This is a genomic window from Halanaerobium praevalens DSM 2228 (assembly GCF_000165465.1).
Lineage (GTDB): Bacteria > Bacillota > Halanaerobiia > Halanaerobiales > Halanaerobiaceae > Halanaerobium > Halanaerobium praevalens.
In genome coordinates this window covers 639,913-658,418 of record NC_017455.1, presented here as the reverse complement: position 1 = coordinate 658,418, position 18,506 = coordinate 639,913, and the positions used below count along the sequence as shown (strand labels likewise).

The 18,506-nt window shown below is 29.4% G+C and carries 19 protein-coding genes; all 19 read right to left on the bottom strand.

The features are described 5' to 3' along the window. Positions 1 to 18 precede the first annotated feature (18 nt). Positions 19 to 867: an RNase adapter RapZ gene (gene rapZ / locus HPRAE_RS02980; protein WP_014552777.1), complete on the bottom strand. Its 849-nt coding sequence runs from the start codon at positions 865 to 867 to the stop codon at positions 19 to 21. Positions 868 to 913: 46 nt separating this feature from the next. Continuing rightward, positions 914 to 1,873, bottom strand: a complete 960-nt coding sequence (locus HPRAE_RS02975) for a squalene/phytoene synthase family protein (protein ID WP_014552776.1) — start codon at positions 1,871 to 1,873, stop codon at positions 914 to 916. 26 nt (positions 1,874 to 1,899) lie between these two features. Then, the gene (locus tag HPRAE_RS02970; RefSeq protein WP_014552775.1) at positions 1,900 to 2,850 is read right to left on the bottom strand and encodes a glucodextranase DOMON-like domain-containing protein; all 951 of its coding nucleotides are present in this window, start codon (positions 2,848 to 2,850) and stop codon (positions 1,900 to 1,902) included. Between the two features lie 28 nt (positions 2,851 to 2,878). After that, positions 2,879 to 3,796 carry an HPr(Ser) kinase/phosphatase gene (hprK, locus tag HPRAE_RS02965; RefSeq protein ID WP_014552774.1) on the bottom strand — a complete coding sequence of 306 codons (918 nt, stop codon included), beginning with the start codon at positions 3,794 to 3,796 and terminating at the stop codon, positions 2,879 to 2,881. Continuing rightward, positions 3,789 to 4,763: an ROK family protein gene (locus tag HPRAE_RS02960; RefSeq protein ID WP_014552773.1), complete on the bottom strand. Its 975-nt coding sequence runs from the start codon at positions 4,761 to 4,763 to the stop codon at positions 3,789 to 3,791. Before HPRAE_RS02960 ends, hprK begins: the two co-directional genes overlap by 8 nt. Before the next feature lie 35 nt (positions 4,764 to 4,798). Further along, entirely contained in the window at positions 4,799 to 5,461 is a 663-nt protein-coding gene (locus HPRAE_RS02955; protein WP_014552772.1) for a hypothetical protein, read from the bottom strand. Positions 5,462 to 5,565: 104 nt separating this feature from the next. After that, positions 5,566 to 6,381 (bottom strand): Cof-type HAD-IIB family hydrolase, encoded by an 816-nt coding sequence (locus HPRAE_RS02950; protein ID WP_014552771.1) that lies wholly within the window; start codon positions 6,379 to 6,381, stop codon positions 5,566 to 5,568. 80 nt (positions 6,382 to 6,461) lie between these two features. Continuing rightward, positions 6,462 to 7,691, bottom strand: a complete 1,230-nt coding sequence (locus tag HPRAE_RS02945; protein WP_014552770.1) for a serine hydroxymethyltransferase — start codon at positions 7,689 to 7,691, stop codon at positions 6,462 to 6,464. Positions 7,692 to 7,867: 176 nt separating this feature from the next. Beyond that, complete coding sequence (locus HPRAE_RS02940) at positions 7,868 to 8,038, bottom strand: DUF362 domain-containing protein (protein ID WP_014552769.1); 171 nt, start codon at positions 8,036 to 8,038, stop codon at positions 7,868 to 7,870. 214 nt (positions 8,039 to 8,252) lie between these two features. Next, on the bottom strand, positions 8,253 to 9,659 hold the full coding sequence (locus tag HPRAE_RS02935; RefSeq protein ID WP_014552768.1) for a DUF1302 family protein: 1,407 nt from the start codon (positions 9,657 to 9,659) through the stop codon (positions 8,253 to 8,255). A 31-nt stretch (positions 9,660 to 9,690) separates the two neighbouring features. Next, complete coding sequence (locus tag HPRAE_RS02930) at positions 9,691 to 10,509, bottom strand: outer membrane lipoprotein-sorting protein (RefSeq protein ID WP_014552767.1); 819 nt, start codon at positions 10,507 to 10,509, stop codon at positions 9,691 to 9,693. 26 nt (positions 10,510 to 10,535) lie between these two features. Next, positions 10,536 to 13,268, bottom strand: coding sequence for an efflux RND transporter permease subunit (locus HPRAE_RS02925; protein WP_014552766.1), 2,733 nt, complete (start codon positions 13,266 to 13,268; stop codon positions 10,536 to 10,538). Positions 13,269 to 13,306: 38 nt separating this feature from the next. Then, the gene (locus tag HPRAE_RS02920) at positions 13,307 to 13,738 is read right to left on the bottom strand and encodes a MarR family winged helix-turn-helix transcriptional regulator (protein WP_014552765.1); all 432 of its coding nucleotides are present in this window, start codon (positions 13,736 to 13,738) and stop codon (positions 13,307 to 13,309) included. Positions 13,739 to 13,894: 156 nt separating this feature from the next. Beyond that, positions 13,895 to 14,428, bottom strand: coding sequence for a tryptophan transporter (locus HPRAE_RS02915; protein ID WP_014552764.1), 534 nt, complete (start codon positions 14,426 to 14,428; stop codon positions 13,895 to 13,897). A gap of 143 nt (positions 14,429 to 14,571) precedes the next feature. Further along, positions 14,572 to 14,895: a rod-binding protein gene (locus HPRAE_RS02910; RefSeq protein ID WP_014552763.1), complete on the bottom strand. Its 324-nt coding sequence runs from the start codon at positions 14,893 to 14,895 to the stop codon at positions 14,572 to 14,574. A 41-nt stretch (positions 14,896 to 14,936) separates the two neighbouring features. Further along, on the bottom strand, positions 14,937 to 16,067 hold the full coding sequence (locus HPRAE_RS02905; protein WP_148220540.1) for a flagellar basal body P-ring protein FlgI: 1,131 nt from the start codon (positions 16,065 to 16,067) through the stop codon (positions 14,937 to 14,939). 20 nt (positions 16,068 to 16,087) lie between these two features. Next, the gene (locus HPRAE_RS02900) at positions 16,088 to 16,672 is read right to left on the bottom strand and encodes a flagellar basal body L-ring protein FlgH (protein ID WP_014552761.1); all 585 of its coding nucleotides are present in this window, start codon (positions 16,670 to 16,672) and stop codon (positions 16,088 to 16,090) included. 14 nt (positions 16,673 to 16,686) lie between these two features. After that, complete coding sequence (gene flgA / locus HPRAE_RS02895) at positions 16,687 to 17,658, bottom strand: flagellar basal body P-ring formation chaperone FlgA (protein ID WP_014552760.1); 972 nt, start codon at positions 17,656 to 17,658, stop codon at positions 16,687 to 16,689. Between the two features lie 40 nt (positions 17,659 to 17,698). After that, positions 17,699 to 18,481 (bottom strand): flagellar basal-body rod protein FlgG, encoded by a 783-nt coding sequence (gene flgG / locus HPRAE_RS02890; protein WP_014552759.1) that lies wholly within the window; start codon positions 18,479 to 18,481, stop codon positions 17,699 to 17,701. Positions 18,482 to 18,506 lie beyond the last annotated feature (25 nt).

The following is an 18,506-nucleotide window of genomic DNA, read 5'->3' as shown; positions in this document are numbered from 1 at the left end:
TAAATAAATATCAAAAAATTATTTATCTAAATCACGATGTTCAATGCTAATTTTAAAATCTTTTTCTGCTAAAAATTCTTTTAATTTATTAACTGTAGTCACTGAGCGGTGCTTACCACCAGTACATCCAATTGCTATCGATAAATGGCTTTTACCTTCTTTTTCATATTCTGGCAGTAAAAAATCGATTAAATCAAAAAACTTATGATAAAATTTATTAGTCACTGGCCATTTTAAAACATAATCTTGAACCTCGATTTGATTACCAGTTTTTTCTTTTAAAGAGTCTACATAATAAGGATTTGGCAAAAACCGAACATCCATTACTAAATCAGCATCTCTTGGAATTCCATATTTAAAGCCAAAAGAAATTAGACTCAAATGTAATAAGTCCTTTTTTTGTCCACTAAAAAATAATTGATTTAATTCTGCTTTTAATTCATCTATCTTTAATTCACCCGTATCAATTATTTTTGTTGCCCTACCTCTTAATTCTTCTAATAATTTTCTTTCCCGTTCAATTGAATCTAAGACTCTTCCTTCTTCATCTAGAGGATGTCTTCTTCTACTTTCTTTATACCTTCGGATTAAAACATCATCTGAAGCTTCTAAAAAAAGAATATTATAATTTAAATTCATTTTCTCTATTTTAGCTAGCTCTTGAAAAAGTTCATTAAAAAATTCTCTACCTCTAATATCACTAACAAGAGCTATTTTATTTAAATCAGACTGTAAACACAATTTAGCAAATTTCGAAATTAAAGCTGGAGGCAAATTATCAACACAAAAATAACCTCGATCTTCGAAATGATTTAAGGCCAATGATTTTCCAGCCCCTGACATACCAGTAATAAGCAAAAAATCCATTCTAAATTATTCTCCTTCCTAACAAATAAAAACTTTTATTGAATTATCAATCATTATAAGCTAAAAAATATTTTTCAGGTGCTCTCATAATATTTAAAAATGTCAGTTTAGATGTTTTAACTGGCTTTTTACCATAAAAAACCTTAGGATTATTTTCTAATTTTTCCAAAGTAGCTAATCCTAAAGAATTATTAACTGCAAAAAATTTTTTATAACCATTTAATTCAGAGGGTAAGGCTTGATAATATTTTTTTAAAGCTGGGATATGTTCTTTTAAATCCTTTAACATCACTGATAAAGCAGCCATTGACTTCTCTTTTTGCTGAGGTTCAATTAAATCTTTAGCTGTAACATCTAAATCTTTTAAAGGCCAAAAATTTTTATTTCTATTTTCTAAATCTTCTCTAATATCTCTAATCAAATTTACTTTTTGTAAAAATAAACCTGCCTCATTAAAATTTTCTTTTAATAGTTTTTTTTGTTCACCTTTAATTTCAAATTTATAAATAATCGTTTCAGTTAAAAATCCTCCAACTGTACCTGCTACATAATAACAATATTCATCTAAATCCGCAAAAGTATTAACTTCCTTATTTAAAAATTTCTGCATTCCCTGATTCATTTCTTCTAACCATTTATGAGAAATCTTTTGAATTTGATCATCAAAACTTTGATAAACCTGATAAATCAAATCAATATTTCTAGTTAATTTTTCTAAATCAGCTTTTTCAATCAAACTACTATTTTCTTTAATTAACTTAAAGTCTTGATTTCGATTATAATCTTCAGTAGAAAAAATCCTGCTAACTCGATCCATCAGATCCTGTTGTAATTTGAAATTTGGAGGCTGAATCTCATCTTCAAAATTATCTAAAATTCTATCCTGTAAATAAGTCAATAAAACTTCATCCTGTATTTCTTTATCAAGCATCGGAATAGTTAAAGCAAAACTTCTAGAGACTTTTTTTAATATTTTTCTAGCAAATTTCATTGACTCGGTTGACATTTTTCCACCTCATTAACTTAATTAAATTAATTTTTATTTTTATTTTCATATTTAAATTTATAAATTATGATATAGATAGCTACTAGATAAAACAAAAGGATAATTATAGATAACTTGTTCACAGGCATCAAATAATCTACTAATGTTGGCTGAGGTTTAGACACTTGAGCAGAAACTCTTAAATAAGGAACTTCTGGCATTTCACCTTTTAGTACTTCTTTTTGACTTTGAGCCCGTGGAACTAAAATATCGAGTACTCTTGGAGCTTGGTCAATTTTTGTTTGATTTTTAGAATAAATTTTCCAATAATCTTTATTTTTAGATAAAGATCTAAAATGATCATAACCAAAAGGATCAAAACTACCAACTAAAACTACTATTTTGCTATTTTTTAAGGACCCTAAATCTTTTTTTGCTAAACTTAAATAAATACTATTTCCTTTTTTAATCAAATTCATATTTTCAATTTTATTCGGATTTGCAAATGATAAGTCATTAATATTTAAAATATTCTCTTTTTTACTATCAGGATTAAAAACTCGAACCCACCAACCGCTAATTTTAATAAATTTATTCCAATAAAAATCCTGACTAAAACTAATATTTGCTCCCTTATGAAAAAGTTTATTACTCCCCTTAGCTTGATTATCAAGATAAATTTCTATTAAAGGCAAAGAAAAACCATATTTTGCTCCCCAAGGGTCCGTTAATTTAACAAAATCAAAACAAAATTGATATTCTTTCTCTTTTTCTAAAATAGTTAATGACTTTAGATCAAACAAATTACCTTGATTTTGAAAAATATGATTTCGAGGATAATAATAATTTCCAGGTCCATAATCATCTCCTATACCATCTAAATGATTAAATACCACTCTAGCTTCTTTAGCATTTACAGTAATAGGTAAGATAAAAAGACAAAGCATAAATAAAATTAAAAATTTAGTTTTTTTATTTTTTATTTTTTTAAAGTCCATTTGCACACACCTACTATAAATACTATTTTTAACGCTGATTTATATTTTCTGTAAAATCAACTGCTGCATTATAACCCATTGTTTTCATTCTATAATTCATAGCTGCAACTTCTAAAACTAAAGCTAAATTTCGGCCAGGTTTAACTGGAATTGTGATCGCATCAATTTTAAGCCCCATAATTTCAGCCTTATTATTATCAAGACCAAGTCTTTCATATTCTTTACCTTCTTGCCATTTTTCTAATTTAACAGTTAAATTAATGGGTGAATCATGTTTTACAGCACCTGCACCAAATAATGTTTTGACATTAATTATTCCAATCCCACGCATTTCTAAAAAATAACGAGCATTAGCAGGAGCAGTTCCAGTTAAACTAAGCTCTCCTACTTTCTTAATTTCTATTATATCATCAGCTACTAAACGATGTCCTCTTTTAACAAGTTCTATTGCTGTCTCACTCTTACCGATACCACTTTGACCTCTAATTAAAACTCCAATTCCATAAATATCTACTAAAACACCATGAATAACTTTGATAGGAGCTAATTTTTCTTCTAAATAATTTAAAAGCATACTACTAAATCTAGTAGTAGAAATATTTGTGGATAACAATGGAATTCCTTTTTGTTCAGCCCGCTCTAATAAGTAGCTAGGTATTTTTTCACCTCTAGCAACTATAATTGTTATCGGATTATATTCTACATATTCATCAATTCTATCTTTTAATAAATCATTTTCTAAAGATCTTAAAAAAGAAAGTTCTGTTCTACCTAATAAATTAACCCTTTCAGGGGCAAAATGTTTCCAAAATCCAGCTAATTCAATCCCGGGTCTTTTAATATCACTAACCCTAATCTCTCTTTTAATACCCGAACGCCCAGCTTGAATTTCTAAATCAAATCGATTAAAAACATCAAGTACTAAAACTTTATCTTCTTTAATCATTTTTGATCAACCTAGCTTCCATTGCTACTGCAATAGCACCCATTAAGCCAATATCTGATCCTAATTCTGCCTCTTTTACTGTAACTAGTTCTAAAGAGCCCGCTAAAGCAAATTCTTTCATAGTAGCTAAAGCCTTATCTAAAAATAGGTCAGAAGCTTTCATTACTCCTCCACCTAAAATTATCATTTCAGTATTAAAAATATTAATTACATTAGCTAAACCTAGACCTAAATAATAACCTGCATTTTGAAAAATATCTTTAGCAACTTGGTCACCTTGATAAGCAGCTTGAGCACAAATGACAGCATCAATATCTGAAATAATATTATCAGCTAAATCTAATATTTTTTTACTTTTTCCTGCTGCTGCTGCTTCTCTAGCTCTTTTGGCAATAGAAGTACCTGCTGCAAAAGCTTCTAAACAACCATGATTTCCACAACCACATAAAGGACCATTAGGATCAATAATAGTATGACCTAATTCACAGGCATTATCATTAACTCCAGTAAATAATTTTTTATTAATAATAGCTCCTCCGCCAACTCCAGTTGAAATTGTAAGATAAACTAAATTATCAACATCTTTACCAGCTCCAAACCATTTTTCACCTAAAGCAGCTGCATTTGCGTCATTTTTAAGTAAAGTTTTAATTCCTAAAGCAGATTCAATTTTTTTTACTAAAGGTACATTTTTCCAAGGCAAATTAGAATTTTCAATTATAATTCCCTTTTGAGCATCCAAAGGGCCAGGACTACCAATTCCCAAGGCTCTAATTTGATTTTTATTAACATTTGCCTTATTTAAAACATCTTTTATAGTCTTAATCATATTCTTTATTATTTTATCTTCACCAAGCTCAGCTTCAGTATCTCTTCTTGATCTTGTTATAATCTTTCCTTTATCATCTGCTAGACCAGTTAGGATTTTAGTTCCTCCTAAATCAAGTCCTAAATAATATTCTTGCATAATATTCTCCCTTCACAACAAATTGAAAAAATAATTTAATATTTCCCCAGCATTGTTTTAGTTCCCTGCAGCATTAATAAACCAATAATTCCAATAAATCCAAGTGGAAGTCCTATTCCAATTATAGTTAAAACAATTATTAATAAGAAAATTGCTAAAAACCAAATTAAAGAAAATATTATATTATCTAAACTAAGTACTAAGGCATTTTTGCAAATTTCTTTTAGATTTCTATTTTGTTGAATAACTAAAAGACTCCAGATATAAGCTTGATAAACAGAAAAATAAATAATTAAATAAGCAAATAAAAAAGCAAAAGCTAGAAGCCAAATATTTGCTTGACCTTTGATTAGAAAAAATCTTAAATCTACTATAAAAATTATATACAAAGTAATAGAAACAATAAATATAAAAAAGCCACGTCCAAAATTAGCTTTTAAAAAAACTAAAAGTGACTTAAAAGAAGTACTTCCTTTAGTTAAAATTTGATTACCAGCATAAAGAAAAGTCAAAAAAATAGGTCCTAAAAATAATAATGGTAATAATAAAAGAAAATACCAACCACTATTTAGACCAATAAAGATCAGAAATAAAAGACTTGCACTAATAATAAACCAAATTATACTTAATAAAGCTAATTTAAATAAATCTTCATAAAATCTTTTGAAAGTGAATTTTAAAACCGAAAATATTTCCAAGCAAGCACCTCCAAGCAGAGTCTAAAAAAGACACAACTTTTAATTAATTATAACATAAATAATTAAAAAATGCATAATTCACAATAGCTAGAACCAAAATAAATTTAATTAAGCTCTAAATCAAGTTTAAATTCTTTTTTTAAATACCTAGCTATACCTAAATTACTGTTATTAAGAGCAATATCATCTGCTTTAGCCTTTAGTTCTGGATGAGCATTTTGCATAGCAACTCCACGGCCTGCCCATTCTATCATTTTTAAATCATTTAAGCCATCACCAAAAGCCATTATTTCTTTTTGCTTGATCCCAAATCTTTGAGCTATTTTTTTTAATGGAACTGCTTTTGACATTCCTTTTTTAGTAATCTCAATAAAAGAAGGATAAGAAGAAGCTAATTCAATTTCACCATTAAAATTTTGCTTTAAAAAATTATTTATTTCAATTTGTTTTGCTTCATCTTCTTCAATAATTAACATTTTGGTAGGTTCTTCTTCTAAAAAGTCATTTAAACTGCCCACAGAGTTAGGTGCAATTCCAGAAATTTTAGTATATTTTTCAGTAATCTCATTTTCATGGCGAACATAAAGAGTATCATTAATATATAATTGGAGATGATAATTATTTTCTTCAACCATCTTTGTAATTTTTTTAGCTATTTTGAAAGGAATTGGAGCATGAAAAATAGATTCCTGATTTTCAGGATTAACAACTAAAGCTCCATTATAAGTGATAGCTGGTTCTTTTATTTCTAACTTTTCAATATGAGGCTGAGCTGAACAATACATTCTTCCAGTTGCAATCATTGTCTTAATACCTTTTTTTCTCAGCAACTTGATAGCTGCAATAGTTTTAGAGTCAAGTTGATGTTCATCATTTAATAAAGTTCCATCTAAATCAAAAACGATCATTTTAGTTTTCATTTTTACCACCTTTATTTTCTTATAATCTTATATTTTAAAAAATGGCCGGGTTTCCCCGACCTAGTTTACTATTGTTATCATTAATTTTTGAACTTAGCTGAAAAAGCATATACTTCTTTTTTCAAAGATTTTAATTTTTCTTCTTGCTCAATATTTTTTAAAGCGTCAAAAATAAATTTAGCTATTTTTTCCATATCTTTTTCTTTCATACCTTGGGTTGTAATTGCTGGTGTTCCAATTCTAATTCCACTTGTAACAAAAGGACTTTTAGTTTCAAATGGAATAGTATTTTTATTAACTGTAATACCAATTTTATCTAAAACTGTCTCTGCTTCTTTTCCAGTTAACTCAAGATTATTTAAATCTACTAACATTAAATGATTATCTGTACCACCAGATACAAGACGCAAACCATAATTTTTTAATGCTTGTGCTAAAGCACGAGCATTATCAATTATTTGTTGTTGATAATTATTGAATTCTGGAGTTAAAGCTTCTTTAAAAGCAACTGCTTTAGCTGCAATAATATGCATTAACGGTCCTCCCTGTAGACCTGGGAAAATAGCTTTATCTATTGCTTTAGCATATTCCTGTTTACAGAGAATCATTCCACCTCTAGTCCCTCTTAAGGTTTTATGAGTGGTTGTTGTCACAAAATCAGCAACTTCTACTGGATTAGGATGGAGACCAGCAGCTACTAATCCTGCGATATGAGCCATATCTACCATTAATTTAGCTCCAACTGAATCAGCAATTTGTTTAAATCTTTTAAAATTAATTACTCTTGGATAAGCACTTGCTCCTGCAACTATCAATTCTGGTTGATATTCATCTGCTAGAGCCTGTACTTGATCATAATCAATAATTTCTTTTTCTTTTGTAACTCCATAATGAACAAAATTATAATAACTACCTGACATATTAACTGGACTACCATGAGTTAAATGACCCCCATGAGTTAAGTCCATTGCTAAAATTGTATCACCTTTTTCAACTTGAGAAAAATAAACTGCCTGATTAGCCTGAGAACCAGAATGTGGCTGGACATTTGCATGTTCAGCTTTAAATAACTTTTTAGCTCTTGCTATAGCCAATTCTTCAGCTTGATCAATAACCTCACAGCCACCATAATATCTTTTATGAGGATAACCTTCAGCATATTTATTAGTTAAAACTGAACCAGCCGCTTCCATTACAGCAGAACTAACAAAGTTTTCTGAGGCAATCAATTCAATATTCTGAGCCTGTCTTTTTTCTTCTTCTGCAATAATAGCTGCTATTTCCGGATCAACTTTTTTTAATTCTGGCATTTAAAGCTCATCTCCTTAATTTGATAATTATTAATTTAATTTTTTAGTTACCTATGTATATTATTATTTCGCTAAAACTACTTTTAATCCTGCTTAATTACTCTCTTCTTTAAAGAAAAATGATTTAAATATGAAAAAGACCGGAGAAAAATCTCCGGTTGTAAAAATTTATAAACTTATGCTTGGCTAATAGCATCTACTGGACAAACTGATACACAAGCTGCACAATCAATACAGTCATCAGCTGCTATTTCATACTGAGTATCACCTTCACTAATACATTCTACAGGACATTCAGGTGCACAAGCACCACAAAGAATACAGTCATCTGAAATTACATGAGCCATTTATTATTCACCTCCTGCTATTCAGCTTTTAAAGTTACTTATAAAAAGTTCACAAAACTATTATAACTAGCTAAAACTAAATTGTCAACTACTTTACAATTTATTATTTAGATTAATTAATATTTTTTACTAATTGTGATTCTTTAAGTTGGAATTTCTCTTTTAAAGTCAAAATTCCAACTTAAAGAGAATTTAATTATATTTATTCATTTAATTAAAAACTATATTTTAAAGCAAATGAAGAATAATCATTATCTTCAAATCTTCCTAACTGAGTATCAGAATCTCCTCTAAAGATCTTATGAGCAAAAGTTAAAACTAAATCCTGCTTTAACTCATAATCTACTGCTGCTTTTAAACTATAATCATGATCTTTTAAATTATAAACCCAGGTTAATTCTGGAATTATTTTTTCATTTTGATAGCTGTCTTCTAATTTTAAAATAGCCCTATTAGTAGTATAATCTCCATCTTGATTATACTGAAGATCTATATTCTTACCAGAACTTATATTATCTTCAATCTGATCATCATCTAATATTTTTTCTCCAGTAAACTGCAGATTTAAATTAAGATTACTAATTGGAAGATCACGATCTCCTCCAATTACCCAGGCTATTTTATTATTTCTAATAGTTGGGTCATCACCAGCAGTATCATCTGTTCTATAATAGGCTAGCTCTAAACGACTGTTAATATCAGCAATTACTCTAGCCATTTCAAAACCAAAAATATCTACCTCATCATAATGCAAGTCAGCAGCTTTTAAACTAGAATTAAAAAGACTTTTATCAAGGCTTCCTTTTATTAAACTGCTTTTAAGTTTTTGAAATGCTTTTTTATCATAACTAGGAGTTCTCAAATAACCGTGATAATAACTAAAACCATAATCTGTTCCACCCCGGCTATCTGTAAACCTTAAACCAAATTGATTATCCTCATCTGGAATTGAATCTTCTATATCCTCAAAAACCTGTGTCTCTGTTTTGCCAGTTTTATTAGCAACTTCTTTTAAAGTAAACTGGCCTGCAAAAGGATTAATAACCCAATTGCCTAAAGGACTATCTGGATCATTTGCAAAACGATGAGGGGTAAAATTAGGTGTATAAATAAATTCTAAATTTGCATTACCACCTCTAAAAAAGCGATCAATTTTAATCATTTCTTCTCCAATTTGACGCTCTTTATATTCAGGGTTAATAAAGTCACTTAAATCTTCTGCATTAATATTATCTAAAACATGGACTTTATCTCCTTTACCCCAGATTACTATATTTTTACCAATAGTAACATTATATTTTGTACCATAATGTTTATAGTAGACTTCATTAAAATCAATTTCTTCTACAGCTCCCACCTGATAATCCATCTGAACTGTAAATTCATTTTCTAGACCTGGATAAACAAATTCTAAATCACCTTTAAGATTTTCTTCTAAATCACCATCATCACTAAATAATCTAAATTCAGGTGAAATTTCTCCACTTATCTCTAAACTCTCATCTTTAGTTTCCGTTGTATAAAAGCCACCACCTTCGAAAGCGGCTGCTGGAATAACTAAAGCAAAGAGTACAAATACTGCAAAAGCAATAACCATTGACACTTTAATCTCTTTCCGCATCTAAAAACCCTCCCCCGGGTAAATTTCTATTTTATCTACCTGTTTTTAAGAACTGCTGGGTAAATCTTCTATCATTAACATCCATATTATACTCTAGAAGATAATTATTATTTCTCTGTTTAACATATAGATTAGTTTTATGGCCACTATCTAAATCTTCCATTACAGTTGCAAAAACAGTCCAAATACCATCTACTTTTTTAATTTCACTTTCAACTCTCATTTCTTTATAAAGCTCTTTACTATCTTTATCATACATTTCAACTTTTACTGGAATATAATGTTCTTTAGTTATCCAACTAATAGTTTTAGCATACTGTTCCTCTGCTGGATCTTTAGGAAGTGCTTCAACTACATAAGTCTGATGACCATTATATTCTTCTTCTTTTAATAATTCATACTCAAAATCATCAATTTCTCTAGATTTCATATCATCATAGGTAAAATCAGATCCCATAAATGAATCTCCACCTTGACCACCAGAAATTCTACGAACTCGACCTAAATCAGGTAAATAAATCCACTGATCATCATCTTCACCATCATTTTCTTTCTGTAAAAATCTTGTATTCTTAATGGAAGAAGGCTCGTGAAAAACCATAATAGTATTGTCTAGATCTCGCTCAAAATCAACTTTTTGGGACCAAACTTCTAAAACTCTTGGTCTAACATCACCACTAGCATCAATTAAATCCATTCCCATTAAAGCATGTCTACTTTCACCAGTATCTCGTTCATCAACTTTTTCCATAACCTCACGTCCATCAACTGCAGCTGCTGCCATAGTTAAACTACTAACAATAAACAAAGCTATTAAACAAATTGAAATTATTTTTATTTTATTCTTCATTATAATTTTCCTCCTAATGTATTATTTTAATATTCTTTACTAATAAACTTCGGCTTAAACATATTTAATAATAACGGCAAAATTGTTAAAGAAGCTACTGAAGATGTAAACATTGTTACCGCAATTAAGAAACCAAGGTAAATCAAAGGATAAAAATTAGAAAATAAGAGTACCAAAAAGCCTGCTGCTACAGAAATAGCATTAAATATTATGGCCTTTCCTGTACTAGTTAAGGTTCTTTGAGTTACTAAATAAAGATCATCCTCTTTGAGCCTTTCTTGATGGTATGAATGGAGAAAATGAATTGTATAATCAACTCCAATACCAATTGCAATCGAAGCCACCATTGCAGTTCCAACATCTAGTTTTATTCCCAAATGACCCATTAAACCAAAATTAATAATTAAAGCAAAAGCCAAAGGAATAATTCCATAAAAACCAGCAATAACAGATCTAAAAGAAAGAGCAACAATTAAAAAGACTATTAGAAAAGAAATCATTATACTTTTTTCTTGACTACTAACTATTAAATTATTAGCTTCTAAAGCCATAGTTGCATTTCCTGCTACAGTCAAATTATACTTTTCTGGAAAATCACTGGTATAATCATAGATTTCTGCTCTAACTTTTTTTGCAACTAGATTACTAGGATCATTTAGCTGTAATAGCATTTGACCTTTATCTGGTTCTAATTGATCATTAATTAAATCATCAACACTACCAGAATATAAAAGTAGATATTGAGAAATTAAATTTTGCAAGTTTTGTTGAGAAGCTGCCCCATATTTATCTAAATCAGCTGGTATTTCATAATAAGCAGCTGCTTTATAATTCATCTCTTTTTCTAGTAAATCAATTAGTTCTCTGGCATCAATATCTTTTCTATCTGCTCTAGCAAAGGCAGAATTTAAAAGCTGAATAAATTGATATTCTGAAATATTTTTTTGCTTATCTGGCCCTTTTAAAATTTCCCTTTCTGAACTAGATTCAGTCTCTGATTCACTTTCACCTTGATAAAAACTGGAGCCTTCTGTATCTTTTTCAGACTCAGAATCACTATAAAAGCTGGAACTAGACATTTCACTTTCCTGATTCTCATCAGCCTGATAAAAACTTGAACTAGTAGCCTGACTTTCGTCTGCATAAAAACTTGAACTTGCTGCTTCACTTTTACTTAACTGTTCAGTTCCAGCTGCAGTTTGATCAGAAGCACTTTCAATTTCTTCTTCTGGATAATTCATCACCTGATTCATTCGCTTAATATAATCAGTAATAGAAGAAGCCTTACCTACTTCTTTAAAATTAGTAAGTAAATGTTTTTGTAATCCATCCATGTCTTTTAAAATTTCAGGATTATTTAAATCACCACTCTCTTTACCTTCTATCATGACCCGCATAATATTAGTTCCGGCAAAATTTTCATTAATAAAATTATCTGCCTGTCTAATTTGAGTATCTTCTTTAAACATTTCAATTAAAGGAGTATCAACAACAATATCCTCAAAACCAAGTAAAGAACCACTTAAAATTAAAACTGCAATAATAATAATACTAATTCTTCGCTTTGAATAAAATGAATGTAATTTTTCTAAAACAGATTCAAATTCTGGAGTATCAGTATTTTTAGTTTTAAAATCATCTTTATAATTTGCAATTATAATTAATAATGATGGAATCAAAAATAAAGCAACTATAAAAGCAGCAGCAATACCAAAAGCTGTAAAAATACCAAAACTTTTAATTGGTACAATTTCACTTGAGGCCAAAGAACCAAAACCAGCTACTGTAGTTAGAGCGGCTAAAAAGACAGCTTTTCCCATTTTATTTACTGTTTTAATCACTAAATTTTGCTGTTCAGCAACTGTAATCTCACCTTGATATTCATTTAAATAATCATAATAATGACTCAGAATATGAATACCATAGGCACTACCAACCGCTATTAATAAAACGGGAATTACCGTTGAAACTAGAGTCAGATTAATACCCAAAAAGGCCATTAAACCAATTGCCCAAATACTACTGACTAAAACGGTCATTAAAATTAAAACAACAGCTAAAGCTCTTTTGAAAAATAAATATAAAACTAAAATTAATACTGCTATAATAAAGGGGATTAAATATTTAATATCCTCTACCATACTACTGCCCATCAAAACATTAACAGCAGTGGCTCCGGCTAAATGAATTTCGGTATTATTATTTTTATAATTATTAGTTACATCTTTGATCTGATAATATGCTTTTTCTTTATCTGCATTAGTTAAACCATCATTTAAAGAAATTAAAACCTGAGTTGATTTAAAATCTTTAGCATATAAATTATCTGAGTAAAGATCCCAACTTAAGACTTTATTTTTTACCTTTCTGCCTTCTGCTTCAGTCTGAGGTAAGTCTTCTACTAAATCTTCAACAACCATCCCTTCAGCACTACCTTTGATATAGTCAACTCCAGTTAAAGAAGTAACTTCATCAACATCTTTTAAATTTTCTAATTCAGAACTTAATTTAGATATAGTTTCTAAGTTAGCAGGAGTAAAAATATCTCCCTTTTTAAACTTAAGTGCTGTGACTATGCTATCACTTTCACCAAATATATCATCTAATTGATTATTGCTTATTTTAGTTGGATGAGTATCTGGCAAAAAGACCTCAATATCATTATTTATTTCTATTTTTGGTAATTGAAAAAGAAAAAATAAAGTTATTAAAGAAATTATAATTACTATTAATTTATTATGTTTTAATATTTTTTTCATTCCTAGTCCTCCTATTGCTCTCAAAATAACTTTGTTATTTATTGTCTGTTTTTAACAATCTTATACATTTTTTTTAGGGTGTTTAAAACTCTTTGAGCCTCTTCTTCTCCAATCTGATCCGTAAAAATCTGAAACCAACTTTGATAAATATCTATTACTTTATCTTTAATTGATTTTGCCTTGGAACTTAAATAAATCAAATTAACTCGCCCATCTAAAGGAGATTTATTTTTTATAAGATAATCTTTTTCAATTAAAGAATAAATAGCTCTTGAAATAGTAGCTTTATCAACTGCTAAATTTTTCTTTAACTTATTTTGACTAATACCATCACCATCTTTATATAAATAAACCAACAAATTAGCTTCACTATGATTTAAATTATAATCAACCAGCAAACTATCTACAAATTGATCATGATCTTTATATAATTTAGCTATCCATTTTCCAATTGGAGCATCAATTTTCATAATTACACCTCATTTTTACTTGTACTCTAACTTTATAAAATTATAACAAAAAATAGTTGAGAGTGCAACTTATTTTGTAAAAAAATATTTATTGTTTTAAATAAAAAAACAAAATGGCCTCCCAATCTATAAGGGGAGGCCCATATAATTTTTTAACTAAAGAACTTCATTTTCAACTCCCTGGACTTCAACATCCAGTGCGAAATTAACTATACTAAAAACCATTACAGAAGTAATTGTATTAACTACTGCTGCTGGAATTACAACTGTAGAAAATAAAACTACAAATGGCCCAGGTAAACCAACTAAAAGCGAAGCAGTAGCGAGAAAAATTGACCCACTTAACATTGTACCCAAGACAGTAATAATTCCGGTAGCTAATTTAGCTGAAGGTAGTTTTGTAATAACAGGAATCAAAGGATAAATAATTATAAAAGTAAATATCTTATCTACTATATTTGCAACCTGTCCTCCTGGAAATCCTGTTGTTAGAGCAGTAAAAATACCAGTAGAAATAGCTACTAAAAAGCCCAATTTAAAGTCATGTTTAACTATTAATAAGATAAACATCATCGCTAAAGCAAAATCAGGCTTCATCCCCATCACAATTGGAGGAAAAAAAGCATGTAAAATAAATCCTACCGCTACCAACAAAGCTGCCTGTGCTAAATCTTTTGTACTAATTCTCATCTCAACTCATCTCTCCTTTTTAATTTTTACTATCTCTCATCTCAACTAATTTTTAAGCTAATCTCTATTAGCTTTTCTAATTATTAATAATTATACAGCAGAATAAAGCAGTTGTCAAAGTATAAAGCAGATTAAATTAGATTTTAACTTTCTTTTAGTTGTTGTACTAAAGCTTGATTTAATTCTGCTAAAACTCCCTGCTGACCTGCCATTTGACTATATTCTTTATATAACATATCAGAAAATACATCTTCGGCATAACCACCATCAACCATCTTATCATCTGCCAAAGTTTTTTTCATAGAAGCAAACATTTTTTCTATAAAGATTGAACTAAATTCTTCAGCTACTTTTTCTAATTTTTCTTCTGAATTTGAATTTTTTTGCAGTTTGGCTTGAGCTGCTAAATCTTTTTGATTATTTAATTGATATTGAGCCATTTGATGATAATTATTATTAATTTTCAAAATTAAACACCTTCTTTTTTAACTAGTTTTCCAAATTAAAGCTATTCAATAATTAAGTCGGCATGTAAGGCACCAGCAGCATCAATTTTTTGAATAATTGAGATAATATCTCTGGGAGTTGCACCAATAGCATTTAAGGCTGTTACTAAATCTTCTATTGTATTTTCTTGACTTACTATTAACATATTACCTTCCTGACCCTCATCAACCTCAATCTGAACATCTTCAGTTGTTGTTGTTTCTCCTTCACTCAAAGGATTTGGCTGAGAAACATTTTCTTGAGTAGAAATACTAACAGATAAATTACCATGAGCAACTGCTACAGTTGAAATATGAACATTATGACTAAAGACTACAGTACCAGTTCTTTCATCAATTACAACCCTAGCTTTTAAAGCTGGTCTTACTTTTAAACTATTAACTTCTGCTATAAAATCAACCATATCATAACTGAAATTATCAGGTTTAGAAATATTAACAGTTGAATTATTTAAAGCTTTAGCAGTTCCAGTTCCAAAACTATTATTGATTTTAGAAGCTATTTGACTTGCAGTTTTATAACTAGGATTTGTTAAAACATAAGTTAAATTTTTGGCATCTAAATGAGAGCTAATTTCTCTTTCTACTAAAGCACCATTGGGAATTTTACCAACTGTAGGATGGTTTTGTTGTTGAGAATTACCTCCTCCTCCAGCACTATAGCCCCCAACAGAAAGTGGACCCTGAGCTGAGGCATAAACTTTACCATTTGGAGCTTGGAGTGGAGTTAAAAGTAAAGTTCCTCCTTGTAAACTATCAGCATCTCCAATTGAACTAACAGTTATATTTAATTCATCACCATTATGTGCTACAGAAGGTAATTCTGCAGTTACCATTACTGCAGCAATATTTTGACTTGCAACTTGATTATCAGTTACATTTACTCCAAAATTTTGTAACATATTTGCAACACTTTGAACTGTTGCCTGGCTCCGATTAGAATCACCACTACCATTTAAACCAACTACAATTCCATAACCAATGAGTTGATTAGGTCTTTCTCCTCTTAAACGAGTAATATTTCCAATTTCAACTTCTGGATCTTGAGCAGCCAATACTAAACTTCCAAAACTAAATAAAAATATCGAAAAAATTATAATAACTGAAGTCATCTTCTTTTTTAAATTAATCAAAGTACCCCTTCTTTCATCCACTAAAAAATAAAATTGAAAACTTTAGTTAACAAGCCTGAATTTTGTTTATCACCAACTACGCCTTCTCCTTCATACTCTATATTAGCATTACTAACTCTTTTAGAAGAAATTTCATTATCAAAATTTATATCTTTAGGCCTAATTACCCCTTCTAAAACAATAGTTTGAATTTCTCCATTGATTTTAACCCTTTTATTACCTCTAATTTTAAGGTTACCATTTTCTTGTAATCCTACAATTTCAGTAGTAATATCAGCCTGTAAAGTTCCACTCCTTTGGGTTTCTCCATCTGCAGTTTCAGAGTCTGAATAACTGAAATCAAAAAATGGTATAAAATCTAAAATTCCACCACCTTCTGCTGCATTATAATTACTACTTTGGCTAGCATCTGAATTAGCACTTTGAATAGCACTAGCATTTTCTTCAATCATCACAGTTATAATATCCCCCAAATGATAATCTGGATAATCTTGATATAAATCCTGTGATTCATCACTCCAAAGTGATGTAGCCATTATAACAGGACTTAAGATTAGAACTAAAAATACTAATAGAATAAAAATTTTCATTTTTTTAAAATTCATATTTTACACCTCACTTAATCAGAGATCAATTTAACCTCAGTTGGCGAAATAACTAAAACTTGAAAATCATAACCAGTTCTAAGGTTTTCAACTTTTATAATATCACCAATTTTTCCTCTTTCCTTTGCTTTAACCAAAGTAGAAATTTTAATATTATTAACCTTTACCCTCAAATTTAACTTTTGCCCCCATTTAACTACATAAGGGATTTTTAAATAGCTTTTATTTAAAACTTCTCCTTGGTTTAGGTCTCTAGTTAACTGTACTTTATTAAAATCTATCTCTGCATAATCTCTTACTATTTTTTCTAAATTACCAGAAACAATTTTTTCTTCTCTTTCAAAATCAGATTTTTTCAATTTGGAATTTCTAGCCAATTTTTTATTTGCTGTTAATACTTTTGTTTTTAAACTTATTTTTACAGGATAAAAAATATTTTTGATCTTATTTTCATGCTGCCAAATTTCTAATTTTAAACTTAGGTTTGGAAAACTTAAATTTTGCTTTTCGTCTATTTTAAGTTCATAATCTCCAGCTGGAATTTTTATAGATTTAGCTGGAGATTTACTTTCAATAATAATTTGAGCATCTTTAAAATTAAATTTAGATTTCAAATAGGATTTAGTCAATTCAAATATTTCCTCTGCCTTAATTAAAGTGCTTTTGCGTTTTACAATTACTGTTTTAGGCATTTTAAGACTAAAATTAGAAGCTTGATAACCCATATTTTTGATACTTAAATCAACTAAAATCCGACTTAAACGCTTACTATAACCTGGATTAGGAGCTGCTTTTAAGACTAAATTTTCTATATTTTCTAAAGCAGAAGTAGATAACTCTGGAGCCTCAATTTTAGCTATTTCTGCTAAAGTTATCTGCTCAGAACTAACCTCAACTTGAGAAGGAATAATAACCTGAAAAGCAGCAGTATTAAAACTTAAAGTTAAAACTATCATAACAGTTAAAATCACAATTATTCTTTTCAAACTAATCCACCTCTAACTACTGCCTATTTTAACTTAAAAATTATCTTTTTAGCTGATTTGCAGTCTGCAGCATCTCATCTGAGGCCTGAATTGACTTCGAATTAGTTTCATAAGCTCTTTGAGCTGCAATCATATTTACCATTTCTTCTACTACTTTAACATTTGACATTTCTAAAAATCCTTGAGTAACAGTACCAAATCCCTGCTCTCCTGGCACACCCTGCATTGCCTGACCAGATGCTACTGTATCAGAATAGAGATTACGGCCTTCACTGGAAAGTCCAGCTGGATTAGCAAAACGATATAACTGAATCTGTCCTAACTGCTGATTTTCACCATCTACTAGAGCATTAATGGTTCCATCAGAAGTAATTGAAATTTCTGTTGCTTCTTGTGGAATTTGAAAGCCAGGATCAAGCTGATAACCATCTGAAGTAACAACATTACCATTACTATCCTGTTTAAAAGAACCATCTCTTGTATAAGCGAAATTGCCATCTGGCAGTTGGACTCTAAAAAGCCCATCTCCTTCAATTACCATATCTAAAGGACTATCTGTATTTTGAATATTACCTTGGGTAAATATTTTTTGAGTACTATTTACCTTGGAACCGTGTCCAATCTCAATCCCAGTAGGTACTTCTGCCCCCTGAGCATTAGGAGTACCTGGTTGTCTCATCTGGGTATAAATTAAATCTGCAAAATTTATTTTTGATTTTTTAAAACCACTTGTATTAACATTAGCCAAGTTATTAGAAATTACATCAATATTTGTCTGTTGTGAATTCATGCCAGTTGCTGAAGTCCATAGTGCACTTATCATTTTTTTCCACCTCAATTATTTTTTT

Bases quoted from the DNA above. Each gene is read 5' to 3' on its own strand.
- rapZ (WP_014552777.1), bottom strand. From the start codon at position 867: ATGGATTTTTTGCTTATTACTGGTATGTCAGGGGCTGGAAAATCATTG.
- HPRAE_RS02975 (WP_014552776.1), bottom strand. From the start codon at position 1,873: ATGTCAACCGAGTCAATGAAATTTGCTAGAAAAATATTAAAAAAAGTC.
- HPRAE_RS02970 (WP_014552775.1), bottom strand. From the start codon at position 2,850: ATGGACTTTAAAAAAATAAAAAATAAAAAAACTAAATTTTTAATTTTA.
- hprK (WP_014552774.1), bottom strand. From the start codon at position 3,796: ATGATTAAAGAAGATAAAGTTTTAGTACTTGATGTTTTTAATCGATTT.
- HPRAE_RS02960 (WP_014552773.1), bottom strand. From the start codon at position 4,763: ATGCAAGAATATTATTTAGGACTTGATTTAGGAGGAACTAAAATCCTA.
- HPRAE_RS02950 (WP_014552771.1), bottom strand. From the start codon at position 6,381: ATGAAAACTAAAATGATCGTTTTTGATTTAGATGGAACTTTATTAAAT.
- HPRAE_RS02945 (WP_014552770.1), bottom strand. From the start codon at position 7,691: ATGCCAGAATTAAAAAAAGTTGATCCGGAAATAGCAGCTATTATTGCA.
- HPRAE_RS02940 (WP_014552769.1), bottom strand. From the start codon at position 8,038: ATGGCTCATGTAATTTCAGATGACTGTATTCTTTGTGGTGCTTGTGCA.
- HPRAE_RS02935 (WP_014552768.1), bottom strand. From the start codon at position 9,659: ATGCGGAAAGAGATTAAAGTGTCAATGGTTATTGCTTTTGCAGTATTT.
- HPRAE_RS02930 (WP_014552767.1), bottom strand. From the start codon at position 10,509: ATGAAGAATAAAATAAAAATAATTTCAATTTGTTTAATAGCTTTGTTT.
- HPRAE_RS02925 (WP_014552766.1), bottom strand. From the start codon at position 13,268: ATGAAAAAAATATTAAAACATAATAAATTAATAGTAATTATAATTTCT.
- HPRAE_RS02920 (WP_014552765.1), bottom strand. From the start codon at position 13,738: ATGAAAATTGATGCTCCAATTGGAAAATGGATAGCTAAATTATATAAA.
- HPRAE_RS02915 (WP_014552764.1), bottom strand. From the start codon at position 14,428: ATGAGAATTAGTACAAAAGATTTAGCACAGGCAGCTTTGTTGGTAGCG.
- HPRAE_RS02900 (WP_014552761.1), bottom strand. From the start codon at position 16,672: ATGAATTTTAAAAAAATGAAAATTTTTATTCTATTAGTATTTTTAGTT.
- flgG (WP_014552759.1), bottom strand. From the start codon at position 18,481: ATGATAAGTGCACTATGGACTTCAGCAACTGGCATGAATTCACAACAG.